The organism is Nonomuraea candida (assembly GCF_000725485.1).
In the GTDB taxonomy this organism is placed as follows: Bacteria; Actinomycetota; Actinomycetes; order Streptosporangiales; family Streptosporangiaceae; genus Nonomuraea; species Nonomuraea candida.
Genome location: NZ_JOAG01000003.1, coordinates 284,755 through 298,946, shown reverse-complemented (window position 1 = coordinate 298,946; position 14,192 = coordinate 284,755). Strand labels below are relative to the sequence as shown.

At 69.0% G+C, this 14,192-nt stretch carries 14 protein-coding genes and 1 tRNA gene; 8 read left to right on the top strand and 7 right to left on the bottom strand.

What is annotated here, in order from left to right:
- Positions 1 to 154: 154 nt before the first annotated feature.
- The 3 genes from aceE to IO39_RS50135 all read right to left on the bottom strand — a co-directional run bounded on the left by aceE (position 155) and on the right by IO39_RS50135 (position 5,592).
- The gene (gene aceE, locus IO39_RS01370) at positions 155 to 2,902 is read right to left on the bottom strand and encodes a pyruvate dehydrogenase (acetyl-transferring), homodimeric type (protein ID WP_043614443.1); all 2,748 of its coding nucleotides are present in this window, start codon (positions 2,900 to 2,902) and stop codon (positions 155 to 157) included.
- Between the two features lie 408 nt (positions 2,903 to 3,310).
- Positions 3,311 to 3,961 carry a response regulator gene (locus IO39_RS01365; protein WP_043614440.1) on the bottom strand — a complete coding sequence of 217 codons (651 nt, stop codon included), beginning with the start codon at positions 3,959 to 3,961 and terminating at the stop codon, positions 3,311 to 3,313.
- Positions 3,958 to 5,592, bottom strand: coding sequence for a sensor histidine kinase (locus IO39_RS50135; RefSeq protein WP_052422313.1), 1,635 nt, complete (start codon positions 5,590 to 5,592; stop codon positions 3,958 to 3,960). Before IO39_RS50135 ends, IO39_RS01365 begins: the two co-directional genes overlap by 4 nt.
- A gap of 107 nt (positions 5,593 to 5,699) precedes the next feature.
- On the opposite strand from IO39_RS50135, the gene IO39_RS01355 reads away from it, so the two are divergent.
- The 7 genes from IO39_RS01355 to IO39_RS01325 all read left to right on the top strand — a co-directional run bounded on the left by IO39_RS01355 (position 5,700) and on the right by IO39_RS01325 (position 8,972).
- A complete protein-coding gene (locus tag IO39_RS01355) occupies positions 5,700 to 5,882 on the top strand; it encodes a DUF1918 domain-containing protein (RefSeq protein WP_043614437.1) in 183 nt (60 codons plus the stop codon).
- A gap of 9 nt (positions 5,883 to 5,891) precedes the next feature.
- Positions 5,892 to 6,299 (top strand): secondary thiamine-phosphate synthase enzyme YjbQ, encoded by a 408-nt coding sequence (locus IO39_RS01350; RefSeq protein ID WP_043614434.1) that lies wholly within the window; start codon positions 5,892 to 5,894, stop codon positions 6,297 to 6,299.
- Between the two features lie 117 nt (positions 6,300 to 6,416).
- Positions 6,417 to 6,845 (top strand): DUF3052 domain-containing protein, encoded by a 429-nt coding sequence (locus tag IO39_RS01345; RefSeq protein WP_043614431.1) that lies wholly within the window; start codon positions 6,417 to 6,419, stop codon positions 6,843 to 6,845.
- A 31-nt stretch (positions 6,846 to 6,876) separates the two neighbouring features.
- On the top strand, positions 6,877 to 7,338 hold the full coding sequence (locus IO39_RS01340) for a peroxiredoxin (protein ID WP_043614428.1): 462 nt from the start codon (positions 6,877 to 6,879) through the stop codon (positions 7,336 to 7,338).
- A 32-nt stretch (positions 7,339 to 7,370) separates the two neighbouring features.
- On the top strand, positions 7,371 to 7,691 hold the full coding sequence (locus IO39_RS01335; RefSeq protein WP_043614425.1) for a hypothetical protein: 321 nt from the start codon (positions 7,371 to 7,373) through the stop codon (positions 7,689 to 7,691).
- Positions 7,692 to 7,941: 250 nt separating this feature from the next.
- Complete coding sequence (locus IO39_RS01330) at positions 7,942 to 8,883, top strand: ROK family protein (protein WP_043614422.1); 942 nt, start codon at positions 7,942 to 7,944, stop codon at positions 8,881 to 8,883.
- Positions 8,884 to 8,900: 17 nt separating this feature from the next.
- Positions 8,901 to 8,972, top strand: a tRNA-Val gene (locus tag IO39_RS01325).
- Between the two features lie 59 nt (positions 8,973 to 9,031).
- Here the strand turns inward: IO39_RS01325 and IO39_RS01320 are convergent.
- Genes IO39_RS01320 through IO39_RS01310 form a run of 3 tightly spaced genes read right to left on the bottom strand, consistent with a single transcriptional unit; the run spans position 9,032 to position 11,891 of the window.
- Complete coding sequence (locus IO39_RS01320; RefSeq protein ID WP_043614419.1) at positions 9,032 to 10,216, bottom strand: site-specific integrase; 1,185 nt, start codon at positions 10,214 to 10,216, stop codon at positions 9,032 to 9,034.
- Positions 10,213 to 10,413, bottom strand: a complete 201-nt coding sequence (locus IO39_RS01315) for a helix-turn-helix domain-containing protein (protein ID WP_043614416.1) — start codon at positions 10,411 to 10,413, stop codon at positions 10,213 to 10,215. The genes IO39_RS01320 and IO39_RS01315 overlap by 4 nt, the downstream gene beginning before the upstream one ends.
- The gene (locus IO39_RS01310; protein ID WP_043614413.1) at positions 10,410 to 11,891 is read right to left on the bottom strand and encodes a replication initiator; all 1,482 of its coding nucleotides are present in this window, start codon (positions 11,889 to 11,891) and stop codon (positions 10,410 to 10,412) included. Before IO39_RS01310 ends, IO39_RS01315 begins: the two co-directional genes overlap by 4 nt.
- 112 nt (positions 11,892 to 12,003) lie before the next feature.
- Here IO39_RS01310 and IO39_RS50130 point away from each other — a divergent pair, with 112 nt between their 5' ends.
- On the top strand, positions 12,004 to 12,873 hold the full coding sequence (locus IO39_RS50130; protein WP_052422311.1) for a GntR family transcriptional regulator: 870 nt from the start codon (positions 12,004 to 12,006) through the stop codon (positions 12,871 to 12,873).
- A gap of 140 nt (positions 12,874 to 13,013) precedes the next feature.
- Here the strand turns inward: IO39_RS50130 and IO39_RS52135 are convergent, their stop codons facing one another.
- Positions 13,014 to 13,847, bottom strand: coding sequence for a DUF3800 domain-containing protein (locus IO39_RS52135; RefSeq protein WP_084772059.1), 834 nt, complete (start codon positions 13,845 to 13,847; stop codon positions 13,014 to 13,016).
- Positions 13,848 to 14,192: the final 345 nt, after the last annotated feature.

Genomic DNA, 14,192 nt, shown 5'->3' with positions numbered 1-14,192 from the left:
TAGTGCCCACAATACGTGACCCCGCACCACGTGGGGGTGAGGCGGCACGCACCCCTCCCTGACGTGCCGCCTCACATGGCCAACGGTGCGGACGGCCGGATATGACGGCGCTCCCGCGAAAGAGCTTTCGCGGGAGCGCCGACCGCTGGATGACTCAGACTCCCATGGATTGGGTGTCGTTGCTCTCCGCTCCGCCAGCCTCGGTGACGCCGTTCTTGAGGTGGTAGCGGGCGATGGCCTCGCGCAGCACCTCGGCGTCGAGCTCACCCCGCTTGACCAGGCTGGTCAGCACGGCCAGCGTGATCGAGGCGGCGTCGACGTGGAAGTGGCGGCGCAGCGCCGAGCGGGTGTCGGACAGGCCGAACCCGTCGGTGCCCAGCGAGGACCAGTCACCCGGCACCCACTGCGCGATCTGGTCCTGGACGGCCTTCATGTAGTCGCTGACGCCCACGAACGGGCCCTGTGCCTGGGAGAGCACCTGGGTCACGTAGGGGACGCGGCGCTCGGCGTCGGGGTTGAGCAGGTTGTGCTCGTCGCACGCCAGCGCGTCGCGCCGCAGCTCCGACCACGACGTCGCCGACCACACGGCCGCCGACACGCCCCAGTCCTCGGCCAGCAGCCGCTGCGCCTCGACCGCCCACGGGCCCGCCACGCCGGAGGCCAGGATGTTGGCCTTCGGGCCCTGCGTCTGCGGCCCGTCGGAGAACTTGTACAGGCCCTTGAGCAGGCCCTGCACGTCGATGTCCGCGGGCTGGGCCGGCTGCAGGTAGGGCTCGTTGTAGACGGTCAGGTAGTAGAAGACGTCTTCCGGCTGGTCGCCGTACATCCGCCTGAGGCCGTCCTTGACGATGTGGGCCACCTCGAACGCCCAGGACGGGTCGTAGGAGACGGCGGCCGGGTTGGTCGAGGCGATCAGCGGCGTGTGGCCGTCTTCGTGCTGCAGGCCCTCGCCGTTGAGCGTGGTGCGGCCCGCGGTGGCGCCCAGCAGGAAGCCGCGGCCCATCTGGTCGCCGAGCTGCCACATCTGGTCGCCGGTGCGCTGCCACCCGAACATCGAGTAGAAGATGTAGATCGGGATCATGTGCTCGCCGTGCGTGGCGTAGGAGGTGCCGGCGGCGATGGTCGAGGCCATCGAGCCCGCCTCGCTGATGCCCTCGTGCAGGATCTGCCCCTGCACGGCCTCCTTGTACGACAGCAGCAGCTCGCGGTCCACGGCCTCGTAGGTCTGCCCGTGCGGCGAGTAGATCTTGGCCGTCGGGAACATGGCGTCCAGGCCGAAGGTCCGGGCCTCGTCGGGGATGATCGGCACGAACCGGTGGCCGATCTCCTTGTCGCGCATGAGGTCCTTCAGCAGCCGGACGAAGGCCATGGTGGTGGCCACCTGCTGCTTGCCCGAGCCCTTCTGGAAGGTGCTGTAGACCTCGTCGCCGGGCAGCTTGACCGGCTTGGCGCGCACGACGCGCTTGGGCAGCACGCCGCCGAGCGCCGCGCGGCGCTCCTTCATGTACTGGATCTCGGGGTCGTTCTCGCCCGGGTGGAAGTACGGGGGCAGGTCGCCCTCCAGCGCCGAGTCCGGGATCGGCAGGTAGAGCCGGTCGCGGAACTCCTTCAGCTCGGCCTTGGTGAGCTTCTTCATCTGGTGGGTGGCGTTGCGCGCCTCGAAGTCCTTGCCCAGGGTCCAGCCCTTGATGGTCTGGGCGAGGATCACCGTCGGCTGGCCGACGTGCTCGCGGGCCGCCTTGAACGCCGCGTAGACCTTGCGGTAGTCGTGGCCGCCGCGCGACAGCTTGCGGATGTCGTCGTCGGTCAGGTGCTCGACCATCTTGCGCAGGCGCGGGTCTGAGCCGAAGAAGTTGTCGCGGATGTAGGCGCCGGACTCGACCGAGTAGGTCTGGAACTGGCCGTCGGGCGTGGTGTTCATCTGGTTGACGAGCACGCCGTCGACGTCGGCCGCCAGCAGCGGGTCCCAGTCGCGGCCCCAGACGACCTTGATCACGTTCCAGCCGGCGCCGCGGAAGTAGGACTCCAGCTCCTGGATGATCTTGCCGTTGCCGCGCACCGGGCCGTCGAGCCGCTGCAGGTTGCAGTTGATCACGAACGTGAGGTTGTCGAGCTCCTCGCGGGCGGCCACGCCGATCGCGCCGAGCGACTCGGGCTCGTCCATCTCGCCGTCGCCGAGGAAGGCCCACACGTGGCTGCGGCTGGTGTCCTTGATCTGGCGGTTGAGCAGGTAGCGGTTGAAGCGCGCCTGGTAGATCGCGCCGATCGGGCCCAGGCCCATGGAGACCGTCGGGAACTCCCAGAAGTCGGGCATGAGCCGCGGGTGGGGGTAGGAGGGCAGGCCGTGGAAGCCGTGCGACAGCTCCTGGCGGAAGGCGTCGAGCTGGGCCTCGTTGAGCCGGCCTTCGAGGAAGGCGCGGGCGTAGATGCCCGGGGCCGCGTGGCCCTGGAAGAAGACCTGGTCGCCCGACTCGCCGTGGTCCTTGCCCCGGAAGAAGTGGTTGAAGCCCACCTCGTAGAGCGAGGCGGCCGAGGCGTAGGTGGCGATGTGGCCGCCCACGTTGGTGCGGGCGTTGGCCCGGGACACCATGATGGCCGCGTTCCAGCGGATGTAGGCGCGGATGCGGCGCTCGACGTGCTCGTCACCGGGGAACCAGGGCTCGCGCTCCGGCGGGATCGTGTTGATGTAGTCGGTGCTGCGCAGGCCCGGCACGCCGACCTGGTGCTCGCGTGCGCGTTCCAGCATGCGCAGCATGAGGTAGCGGGCTCTGGTGCGGCCTTCGGTCTTGACGACGTTGTCGAGAGACTCGAGCCACTCGTTGGTCTCGCTGGGGTCGACATCAGGCAGCTGGCTGGGTAGGCCGTCGCTGATGATCGAGAATCGCTGGCGTCCGGAAGCCACTGGGTCTCGCCTTCCGAGATGGACTGATGTCTGGTCTGGGTCGCCTTCCATCCTGGTCGCTAGCCGTAGAAAACGCATCTCTACTAGCCAGTAACCAGAGTGTCCCTGCTGGCAGGGCCATCTGCGCTGGCCTAGACCACCGATGGTAGGACGAATCGCCACCAAAGGTTACATCGCGGGAGCAATTTAACAAGACAGGAAAACTAACGAAATTTCGCTCGAATGCCTGCGCCTCCCGCGGTGCCTCCTCCGTAGCTCGTACCTCCCCCGTCGGGGAGGCTTCTCACTTGCGGCGGGCGAGTCTAGCCGCCACGCCCGCCGCCCCATGCAGGCGGGCCCGCGCGCGCCCGCGCCCGCGTGCCCGGATGCCCCGCCCCGGCCGCGGTGCGGCTCGTCGTGCCCGTACGCTCAGAGAGCCTCGTCGAGCGGGACCAGGCCCTGCTGGAGGGCGTAGATGGCCGCCTGGGTGCGGTCGGCCACGCCCAGCTTGGCCAGGACGCTGGAGACGTGCGACTTGACCGTCTCCCTGCCCATCCGCAGGCCCCTGGCGATCTCGGCGTTCGACCTCCCGCGCGCCAGCGCGCCCAGCACCTCGCGCTCGCGCGGCGTGAGCGTGTCGAGCGGGCGCGGCCTGCCGCCCCTGCGCACCTGGCCCAGCAGCAGCGCGGCGACCCCCGGCTCCAGCACGCCGCCGCCGCGCGCCGCCGCCCGCACCGCCCCGACGACCCGATCCACGCCCGAGGTCTTGGACAGGTACGACAACGCGCCCAGCCGCATCGCCGCCACCACCCGGTCGTCCTCCTGGAACGAGCTCAGCACGATCACCGCCGGCCGCCCCGCGCCCCGCGGCAGCCGCTCCAGCACGCCCAGGCCGTCCAGGCCGGGCATCACCAGGTCCAGCAGCATCACGTCGGGGGCCAGCCGCCGCACGGCGCGCAGCGCGCCCTCGCCGTCGCCGCTCTCGCCCACGACCTCCACGCCCTCCTCCTGGTCCAGGACGAAGCGCAGGCCCTGCCTGACGACCTCGTGGTCGTCCACGATGAGCACCCGTACCGTCATGACCCGGCCGCCCCGATGTCCGCGCCCGGCGCCGCCGCCGTCATCGCCGCCCCGCCCGTCGTTGTCGCGGCCGCCGTCACTGTCGCCGTCACTGTCGCCGTCACCGTGGTCCCGTTCGCATCGCTGTGCACCTCCAGGCTTCCGCCAAGCTCCGTGACCCGCTCGCGCATCAGCCTCAGCCCCATGCCGTGCCGGCCCACCGGCCGCGCCGGATCGAAACCCTTGCCGTCGTCCGTCACCGAGACGGTGACCGTGCCGTCGCGCCCGCTCAGGCGTACCTCGACGCGGCCGGGATCGGCGTGCTTGACCGCGTTCCCGAGGGCCTCCTGCACCAGGCGCAGCACCGCGTGCTCGGCGGGCGGCGGCAGCGCCGCCGTCTCGTCCAGGTCGGCGCGCACCTCGATGCCGAGCCGCTCCTCGTAGGCATGGCAGAGCTCGCGCAGCGCGGGCAGCAGGCCCGCGTCCTCCAGCGCGACCGGGCGCAGCTCCAGCAGCAGCGCCTGCATCTCGCGCATCGCGCGGGCGGCGGTGCGCTCCATGGCCTCCGCCTGCTCGCGCAGGCTCCCGGGCGCGGCCCTGCGCATGCCCGCGGCCAGCAGGCTCAGCGAGAACAGGTCCTGTGAGATGGAGTCGTGCAGCTCCCTGGCGATCCTGCCGCGCTCGGCCTGCCTGGCCTCGGCATGCGCGCTCGCCCGGGCCGCCGCCACCGCCGCGCCGAGCCGGTCGGCCATGAGGTTGACCGAGCGCTCCAGCGTGCTCACCTCGTCGGAGCCGCGCACGGCGACCCGGGGCCGGAAGTCACCGGCCGCGACCGCCGTCGTCACGCCCGCCAGGCGGCGTACGCGGCCGGTCAGCCCCCGCGTGCTCAGCATCCCGAACACCAGCCCGACCGGCACCACCAGTCCCAGCGCCAGCCCGCCCGCCACGACGAAGGGCAGCAGCTCGGCGGCCGCGAGCGCCGGGGGAGCGGCGCCGGAGGGGGCCTGCACGTAGACGTGGCCGAGGGTGGCGAAGCCCGTCGCGCCGCCCGGCGCCTTGATCAGCACCGGGCTGAAGGCCCAGGTCGCCGGGCCCGTCCTGGTCCGGCCCGACCCGAACGTCCGGCCCGGCTCCAGCGGGTCCGGCTCCGGCGGGTCCGGCTCCTGCGCGTCCGGCTCTTGGGCGTCCGGCTCTTGGGCGTCCGGCGGGCGGGGCGCCGGTTCGGGGACGGGCGCCCGTCGTGCCGCCGGCAGCGGGACGTCGAGCGTGCCGCCCACCGGATAGATCGAGGGGGCCGAACTGGCCACGATCGTGCCCCCTGCGTCCACCAGGACCGCCAGCATGGCGAAGCCCGGCTCCTGGCGCGGCCTGGCGCCGCCCGCGACCGTCCGCGCCCCGGCCTCGCGCGCCACGGCCGCCAGCAGCTCGCCGGGCGGGAGCGCGGGCCGGTCGGCCGAGATCCTGGCCACCTCCAGGCTCAGGATCTTGGTGTCGTCGCCCGCCTGCTCGCGCAGCACGGCCGCCAGGTCGGCCGCGCCGGCCCTGGGGACCAGGTAGAACGCCGCGATCACGGCCTCGACCAGGAGCACCGCCGTGGCGGTGACGAGCACGTACGAGGCCGCCATCCTGCCCCGGAGACCGAAACGCCACATCCCACGGAGCGTAACGATTCGGTCATCAATCTTCCTCCCCCTCTAGGGGGAGCAAAAATTGCGAATCACTCTTTTCGTTCGGCTTTCCGCGTACCAATGTGAGAGGTATGAATGCGACGGTTGGCGACCGGCTCCTGGTGCACGGGAATACCGTTGGCGAAAGGGACCGGAGCGGAGTAATCACGGAGGTCCAGGGCGCGGACGGCGGGCCTCCGTACGTGGTGCGGTTCGACGACGGGCACACTGGGCTGGTCTTTCCCGGCCCCGACGCCGTCGTGGTGCATCAGTAGGATTTACCCGTGAGATCTGAAATCATCTCTGTGACCACCGGTTCACGAGAGACGGTGCATGACATCACGGCCGAATGCGCCGAATTCGTCCGTGCTCAGGGTGAAGACGGGCTGCTGCACATCTTCGTGCCGCATGCGACGGCCGGCGTCGCGCTGCTGGAGCTGGGCTCGGGCAGCGACGACGACCTGCTGGCCGCCCTGCGCGACCTGCTGCCGGCCGACGACCGCTGGCGTCATGCCCACGGTTCGCGGGGGCACGGCAGGTCGCACGTGATGCCCGCGCTGATCCCGCCGTACGCCACGATCCCCGTGCTGGGCGGGCGAATGGCGCTGGGCACGTGGCAGTCGGTGGCACTCGTGGACCTGAACGTCGACAACCGGCAACGCCAGGTTCGCCTGTCGTTTTTGTCTGATTGATTCTGGCCGACTACGGCCGTACCCGTGGCGACCGTTGACGACTGAGGGTCACAGCGTGTGGACTGTGCCGAAGCGATAAACCGCATAAGCGGGGCCACTCAAGCAGGAGGGATAAACGTGAGCGCGACCGCGGGTCAGGCGCAGGGCGAGCGCGGCCTGGCCGAACGACTCGGCCTCAAGCCGGGTCAGGTGGTGCAGGAGATCGGTTGGGACGAGGACGTCGACGACGAGCTTCGCGAGTCCATCGAGGACCTGACCGGCAACGAACTGCTGGACGAGGACAGTTACGACGTCGTCGACGTCGTGCTGCTGTGGTGGCGCGACGGCGACGGGGATCTCTTCGACGCTCTGACCAGCGCCATGCGATCACTCGCCGCCGGCGGCCAGATCTGGCTGCTGACACCCAAGGCAGGGCGCGACGGCCACGTGGAGCCGAGTGACATCGGGGAGGATGCCACCACGGCCGGTCTCTCGCAGACCAGCAGCATCTCCGCCGCACCCGACTGGTCCGGCACCCGGCTCGTTCCGCCGAAGGGCCGCCGGTAAGAGCCGGCGGCGCCTGCCGTGCGGCAGGATGATGACTGTGAACGCGCATCCTGCCGAGGTCGGCGCCCTGGCTCCGGATTTCGAGCTGCAGGACCAGCACGGCGCCCCGGTGAGACTGTCTCGGTTCCGGGGCGAGAAGGTCGTGCTGGTCTTCTACCCGCTGGCGTTCAGCGGGATCTGTCAAGGAGAGCTGTCCGCCCTGCGCGATCGGCCGATCGAGGGGGCGCAGCTGCTCGCCGTCTCCGTAGATTCCGTGTTCACGCAGCGTGCGTGGGCGGATCGTGAGGGTTACACGTTTCGCCTGCTCTCCGATTTCTGGCCACACGGACAGGTCGCGCAGGCGTACGGTGTGTTCGATGAGACGAAGGGGCTGGCGCGGCGGGGGACCTTCATCATCGACGGTGAGGGCGTGATCCGGTGGTCGGTGGTCAATCCGATCTCCTCCGCTCGCGACGTCGCCGACTACGTCAAGGCTCTCGCCGATATTTCGTGACTTCGCGGACTTCGTGACTTACGGAGGAAAGGATGCCCTGCTACCGGTGCGGGGCCAGGCAGACGGACCCGGTGCGCGGCGCCAGCCCGTGGCGGCGCGGCGTGCGCAACGAGTCCCAGGTGCTGATCTGCCCGGACTGTCAACGGCTGCACGACCTCGACCTCGACTCCTGCTCGACCTGTGGCTCCACGGCGCTCATCTGCCGGCTGGGGGAAGTGGAGTGCCGCTCCTGCGGAGCCGTGTGGATGGCGGCGCGCTCCCCCGAGACCCTCGGCCCGGCCCCTGTCGCCCCGCCGCCCGGCCTGTCGGCCGAGGTGGAGGCGGCGCTCAACCGGGTGCTGGGACGCGCCTGAGACGCCTCTGGGAGGCGATCGGGGGCGGGGGTGACGTCCGTGGCGCCCTGCGGCCTCACGGGGGCTTCGGGGGGCTGTGAGGGGCCGTGCGGGCGTTCGCGGGCTCATGCCGCCTACGGGCCTTATGCCGCGTACGGGCCTTCGCCGAGAGGGAGACTCTCGCAAAAGGAACAGGAGCGAAGGGACCGGGACGGGACGGCCCTTTCCGGGCGATCGCTGAGCTGCGCTATCGTCTCCTTCCGTGTCCGCTATGAGTTCGTTCGTTGTCGCGCTCGACGTCGGTGGCACGTCCATGAAGGGCGGCCTCGTCAGCGAGTCCGGCGCGGTGCTGCTGAGCGAGCGGCGCCCGACCCCCCGGGCGGAGGGCCCGGAGGCGGTCGTGACGGCCATCTCCGACTTCATCAGCCACCTGGCCGCCGTCGGCGACGGCACCCCGGCCGGCGTCGGCCTGGCCGTGCCGGGCCTGGTGACCGAGACCTCGGCCGTGTACGCGGCGAACCTGGGCTGGCGCGACGTCCCCGCCACGAGCTTCACCACCCTGGACATCCCGGTGCTCCTCGGGCACGACGTACGCACGGGCGGCCTGGCGGAGAGCGTCCTCGGGGCGGGCCGTGGCGTTTCGGACTTCCTCTTCCTCCCCATCGGGACGGGCATCGCCGGCGCCTCGATCATCCGCGGCGAACCGTACGGCGGCTCCTCGGGCTGGGCCGGCGAGATCGGCCACACCCCGGTCTTCCCCGACGGCGAGCAGTGCGCCTGCGGCCAGTTCGGCTGCCTGGAGACGTACGCGTCGGCGGCCTCCGTCGGGCGCCGCTACAGCCAGCGCGCCGGCGTGGAGGGCGTCAAGGCGGAGCAGGTCGTCTCCTCGGACGACCCGATCGCCATCGAGGTCTGGGACGAGGCCGTGGAGGCGCTGTCGCTGGCGCTGGCGACGTACACGCTGCTGCTGGACCCGTCCGTCATCGTCCTGGGCGGCGGCCTGGCCGAAGCCGGCCCCGCGCTCTTCGACCCGGTCCGCACGCGCCTGATCAAGCGCCTCGCCTTCCGCGACGCACCCCCGCTGGTCCCGGCCGCGCTCGGGGTGGACGCCGGCATGTTCGGCGCGGCCCTCCTGGGCTGGCGCGCGGCGGGCCGACCTGAGCTGGGGCCCGGCTGGGCCATGGATGTGCGATCGGGGCCGTTGGTGTCGTAAGGTGTAGTGCCGATCAGGGGCGGTTAGCTCAGCGGTAGAGCACTCGCCTTACAAGCGAGGGGTCACTGGTTCGAACCCAGTACCGCCCACCTGGGAAAACACCTGATTTTCGATCTTGGAAACGGCGTCTGAGTGACTAAGTGAGGGACTAACTCCCGAAGATCTTGTCCATCGCCGCAGCTCCTTGCATGATCACGGGCCGGATCTGGTGCCGGTAGACCGTCTCGGTGACCACCGTGTTGGAGTGCCCGACCAGGCGCGAGATGTCCTCGATGGGGACGCCGGAGTCTGACAGCACGGACACAAAGCTGTGCCGTAGTTCGCGAGGTGACCACTCCCGTCCGGTGAGCCCGGCCGCCTCGACGACCTTGCGGAAGTCGCGTCGTACGTTGTGGGCCGTGACGGGCGTTCCTGTCCGTGTGCAGAACACGAGGTCTGTGTCCTGCCATCGGTCTCCCGCCTTCTCCTGTGCGACATCCTGGGCTTCCTTGAGGAGGCGCAGCGCGTCCACGCAACGCCGGGGGAGCTTGAGCGAACGGCGGGACTTGACCGTCTTGGTGTCGCCCTTCTGACGGACGGATCGCCAGACGTAGATCGCGAACTCGTCGTGCTCCCAGCCCACCTGGCTTACCGGTAGCCATGCGGCCCGAGCCTCGTCGTAGGCAACGACGTGAGACCAGAGCAGCGCCCTCAGTTCCTCCGTACGAGCGCCGATCAGCAGCGAGAGGACGATGTAGGCCCTCATGCGCTCGCCGCTCTTCTCCGCCTGCGTGAGTACGGCGAGAGCCTGAGGCAGCATCAGAGCTTTGGAGGGACGACCGGCGCGCCCCTCCGGGATGTCGCAGAGATCCACGACGTTCCGCTTGACCTTGTCACGACGCATCGCGCTCTTGACAGACCGGTTGAGGATGCCGTGGATCAGCTTGAGCGACCGCGTGCCCAGCTCGCCGGTCTTGCCCGCGAGCCACTTGTCGACGTCCTCCACTGAGAGATCTCGCAGCTTGCGAGCCCCGAGGGCAGGAATGACGTGCTTGTCGGCGTAGGTGTTGTACATCTTCACCGTGGCGGCTGACCTCGCGCCGAGGCCGTGCTCCAGCCAGTAACGCACGGCGTCGGCCACCGTGTAGTTGGTCGGTGCGATGGCCAGGCCGTCCTCGTGGTCGCGGATGATGTCCTTGAGCTTGGCCTTGGCTTCGGTCTTGGTCTTGCCGCTGGCCTTCTTCACGATGCGCTTGCCGGCCGGGGTGTAGCCGACCGTGACCGAGGCGATCCAGCGTTGCCGCTGCTCGTCCCAGTGCAGGCCGCCGTCGCCCCGGCTGCGCCGTTCGGTCATGAAGCCTCCTTTTCGAGTAGAGCGATGTAGTCCTCAATGGCTGAGGCGGGGATGAGGCGCGTACGCCCCTGAGTGACGGAGCGGAGCCGACCCGAGCGAATAAGTTCGTAGATCACGCTCCGGCTGAGGCTGAGCAGATGCATGGCCTCGCAGACGCGGTAGAGCCGCCGGTCGTGGGCGCGGAGGGGTGGGGTCATTCAGCCGCCCGTTCTCCCGCGATCTTGCGGGCGGTCTGGACGCGCTGGCGGATGTGTTCGGCCATGATCGCTTCGCCTGGGGTGTAGCCGATTCCGGCGAAGCGCCAGTGGCCCAGGACGAGCGTGGTGGCGTCGTCGAGGGCGGGCAGGCCGTGGCGTTCGCGGGCTTCGGCCGCGCGGTGGGCGGCGCGGGCGTTGCGCAGGTCGGTGAGGTTGAGCGAGTAGGCGCGGCTCTTGCTGGAGAAGTGGCCGCGGAAGCCGAGCATGTGCGCCCACGGGCGAAGCCGCAGCGCCCGGAACTCAGGGCGTGCGCCGGGGTCCCAGCACGTGCGGATCATGCGCCGGGCGTGGTCGGTGACGGGCAAGGCATCCAGGCTCAGGCCCGGTTTGAGGCCCGTGCCGTGGCAGTGCCCGCAGGAGGCCATCAGGCTCAGCCGTCCCCGTCCGGCGCAGGCTCGGCAGGACAGGCGGTGATCGATGGTGCCAGAGGCTTCGGCGCCCTTGGTGGCGTACTTGGCGATGTAGGAGGCGACGGCTCGCTCGCTGAGCCCGTCGGCGCTGGCATCGACCAGAATCGGGCGGATGTCGAGCTGCGCGCCCCAGGTCAGCGTCCACCGGCCGAGATCGCTCGGTGGTGTGGTGACGGTGGCCTGCTGCACGGCGGGTGGGATGGCCTGGGTGAGCAGGTGGTGATCGGCCCAGTCGGGTGGTGGCTGTTGCGGTCCGGCGGGGCCGTCGAGGCGGATGATGGCGTGGAAGTGGATCAGGCCGCGTCGCTGGTACTCGGCGACCTTGGCGAAGGACACCTTGACGTGCCGGGCGAAGGCGCGGCGGCTCATGCCGGTCTGGGCGGCCAGCTCTTGGCGGATGGCCAGGGTGAACCGGTGCCACAGCGCGCCCGCGTGAGCCTGCCACAGCACCGCGCCGACATAGTCGTAGCAGTCGGGGCAGACGGGTTGGCCGAGCCGTTCGTCGTGGGGTTGGTGCCGGACGTGGCAGCCGGCCGGTAGCCCGTGCTCGCATCGGGTGTCGCGCTTGCGGGGGCGGCAGGCGCGGCCGTCGCGGTGGGAGTGGACAGGGCCGAAGGAAGGGGCGGTCAGGGTGAGGAACGCCCGAGGGTGCGCGCTGACGGTCTCGGGTACGCCTTTGCCGCCGGACAGGCCTGCCCGGATCAGGTGGAAGGTGTCGGCCTGGTAGGTCTGCGAGCAGGCCGGGCACACCGAGGCCCGGCGGTTGCCGCAGGCGACCAGGAGATGTCCCGAGGGCTCTGGGTCAGTGCTGTAGGCGTGCAGGACCTCGCCCGTGCTCGCGTCCACGATCATGGACTGTCCGGCCAGGTGCACCGGATGGGCGCATCCGCCCGTCGCTGCGACCATGGAACGCCACCGCTCATAGCCGGGTGTGTTGACCAGGCGGACGAGATCGGACATCCATGCAGCGCCGGATTGCTGGTCGTCGTGCTGTTCCTCCTTGCTCATAGGGCACCACCTCCTTTGCTCGACTACTTGTACTACAGGTTGACAGACATGGTGGACGATGGTCAACCTGTAGTACAAGTAATCCTGAAAGCTTTACCGAGGAAGGCACACCATGGAGACCACCACCGACGACAAGGACGCCCGCTGGCGCGTCATCGCCACCGACCTACGAGCCGCCATCCTGGACGGCCGCTATCCCCCCGGCGGCGCGCTGCCCAGCGAACCCGAACTCGTCCGCAAGTACGACGTCTCCCGCCCCACCGTCCGCAAGGCCATCGACACCCTCGTCTCCGAAGGGCTGGCCTACGTCATGCGCGGACGCGGCTCCTTCGTCCGCCCCATGCCCGAACGCCGCACCATCCTCATCACCGACCGAGACCGCCCCGACTTCGCCGCCCCCAGCAACCACCCCGACGTGCAAGCCTTCGGCTGGAACCTGGCACAACGCGACCAAGAGGCCCCGCTTTTCACCGGTGAGAAGATCACCGCCAGCCGCGACATCGCGATCACGCTCAGCGTCCGGCCCGGCCACCCGATCATCCACCGCCGCAGCATGTGGCATCGAGGCCACACCGCCGCCATCCACGGCGCATCGGCCCGCCTGGAGATCAACTCCTACACCAACGCCGACACGCTCCCCGACTGGGACGACGCCAAGCGCCACGCCCAGTACCGCAAGCGCCCCGGCCTCTTCTACCAGTCCCTCATCCGCGAGCACGGTCCGGTCCGCTGGATGACCCTCACCACAGCCCGCATCGCCTACGAAGACGAACGCACCGCACTCGGCATGGACTACGCCGAAGCCGTCCTCATCATCCGCCGCACCATGGCCCACCCCAACGGCCACCCCATCGAGGTCACCGAGGTCAAAGCCCCCGCCAACCGCTACGAGGTCGGCTACCACCACGAACTCGCCGACGACCCCGAAGCGGACCTGACACCGCAGGAACTGAGCGACAACGGCATCGACCTCGTGATCTAGGCGGCCGGAGAGCGTGTCTGGAACTGGCTCAGAGTTTCTTTACTGCATCAAGGCGATCCGCCTTCGGCGGTTCGCAGCGTGTTGGCGGTCTGCTGGCCCGGCTGCGGCCTGGGGGCCGGTCCGGGCCAGCACCGCCGGCGCTATTTAGATCCGAAAAGTCGGGAGCCGGGCTTCTTGGACACAGGATCGCTGACGACGAGACCTCCGCACCACTTCCCGGTCTCGTTGCGATAGCGATACTGCAGACTCCGGAGTCGGGCACCGAAGTCTGCTTGTACGTCGGCGTAGAGCCCGGATGAATGAGGATTCCCAGGACGCCGAGGGCAATATGCCCATGCTGCCATAGGGAATACCAGGGTAGTTGCCAGTAGATCGGCGATCTGGAGTCCGGCGTGATTGTCGCTTGCCGAAAACAGCGGCACTTCGCTGAGAGGCGTGTAGGGGTCACCACCCGTTCGCCACTTCTGGGTGAAGATCGAATGTGCAACGCCACGGTTGGTGTCATGATCCCTACCGTCGGCGATCAACACACCCAAGGTGCCCCGAGATGTGAGGTACTGACTGAAGTGGCGAGCTATGTCTTGAACGGCATAGCTGTAGCTGGCCGATGGATTGAGTCCCTTGCCAGCTTCCTTGATCCATACTCGACCTACAACCCGGCAATCGTGTGCTTCTACAAGATCCAATAGGTCTTGGCGGAACCGATGCGCCTTGCGCCGCTGGTTGCGCGAAGACTTCCGGGTCATCTGTAGGATCTCACTACCCTTGATCTCTTCAAGGATGTGATCAAGGGCATGTCCGCAGGCGAACCTTGCGGGGAAATGATTGCGCTTGAGGGCAAGGAAGTCTCTGGTCAGCGAGGGAACCGAGGCACTGTTGACGATCAACCCCAGGAGTACCATGACTGGGGTGGCCGTCAGGCTCATGTCGGGGGACTCGCAGCCACCAGACTCGTCGAGGTAGCAGAGCTGCACTAGGTCAAGATAGCGCTAAGGCCGCCCATAGGCGGCCTTAGGATGTGGTGTTCGGGTTACCCCTAGGCACCGGTAGAAAAGTTTCTACGCTCATGTAAGCACAACTACATACCCGAAAGCAAATGTGGTCATCAGCCCGCGCTGGTGGGTTCGCTGTTGTTGCGGTGTCCACTAGGATCGCTACCCGGAGGGCACAGTCGCGTAGCGATAGCGATCCTAGTGGACACCGCGTCGGCGACATGCTGTCAGCTCGGTCGCTGCCGGGTCGCGACACGGCATACGCCGCCAGTGCCAGGCGAATCCTCGGCTGCGGTTAGGTTTCTACCCCTTACCACCCCGCTGAAC

What these genes read in the sequence shown, in the direction of transcription:
- IO39_RS01335 (WP_043614425.1), top strand. Translation starts at nt 7,371, where the DNA reads ATGCCCTGCTACCGGTGCGGGGCCAGGCAGACGGACCCGGTGCGCGGC.
- IO39_RS01330 (WP_043614422.1), top strand. Translation starts at nt 7,942, where the DNA reads ATGAGTTCGTTCGTTGTCGCGCTCGACGTCGGTGGCACGTCCATGAAG.
- IO39_RS01310 (WP_043614413.1), bottom strand. Translation starts at nt 11,891, where the DNA reads ATGAGCAAGGAGGAACAGCACGACGACCAGCAATCCGGCGCTGCATGG.
- IO39_RS50130 (WP_052422311.1), top strand. Translation starts at nt 12,004, where the DNA reads ATGGAGACCACCACCGACGACAAGGACGCCCGCTGGCGCGTCATCGCC.
- IO39_RS01340 (WP_043614428.1), top strand. Translation starts at nt 6,877, where the DNA reads ATGACTGTGAACGCGCATCCTGCCGAGGTCGGCGCCCTGGCTCCGGAT.
- IO39_RS01365 (WP_043614440.1), bottom strand. Translation starts at nt 3,961, where the DNA reads ATGACGGTACGGGTGCTCATCGTGGACGACCACGAGGTCGTCAGGCAG.
- IO39_RS01355 (WP_043614437.1), top strand. Translation starts at nt 5,700, where the DNA reads ATGAATGCGACGGTTGGCGACCGGCTCCTGGTGCACGGGAATACCGTT.
- IO39_RS50135 (WP_052422313.1), bottom strand. Translation starts at nt 5,592, where the DNA reads ATGTGGCGTTTCGGTCTCCGGGGCAGGATGGCGGCCTCGTACGTGCTC.
- IO39_RS01320 (WP_043614419.1), bottom strand. Translation starts at nt 10,216, where the DNA reads ATGACCGAACGGCGCAGCCGGGGCGACGGCGGCCTGCACTGGGACGAG.
- IO39_RS01315 (WP_043614416.1), bottom strand. Translation starts at nt 10,413, where the DNA reads ATGACCCCACCCCTCCGCGCCCACGACCGGCGGCTCTACCGCGTCTGC.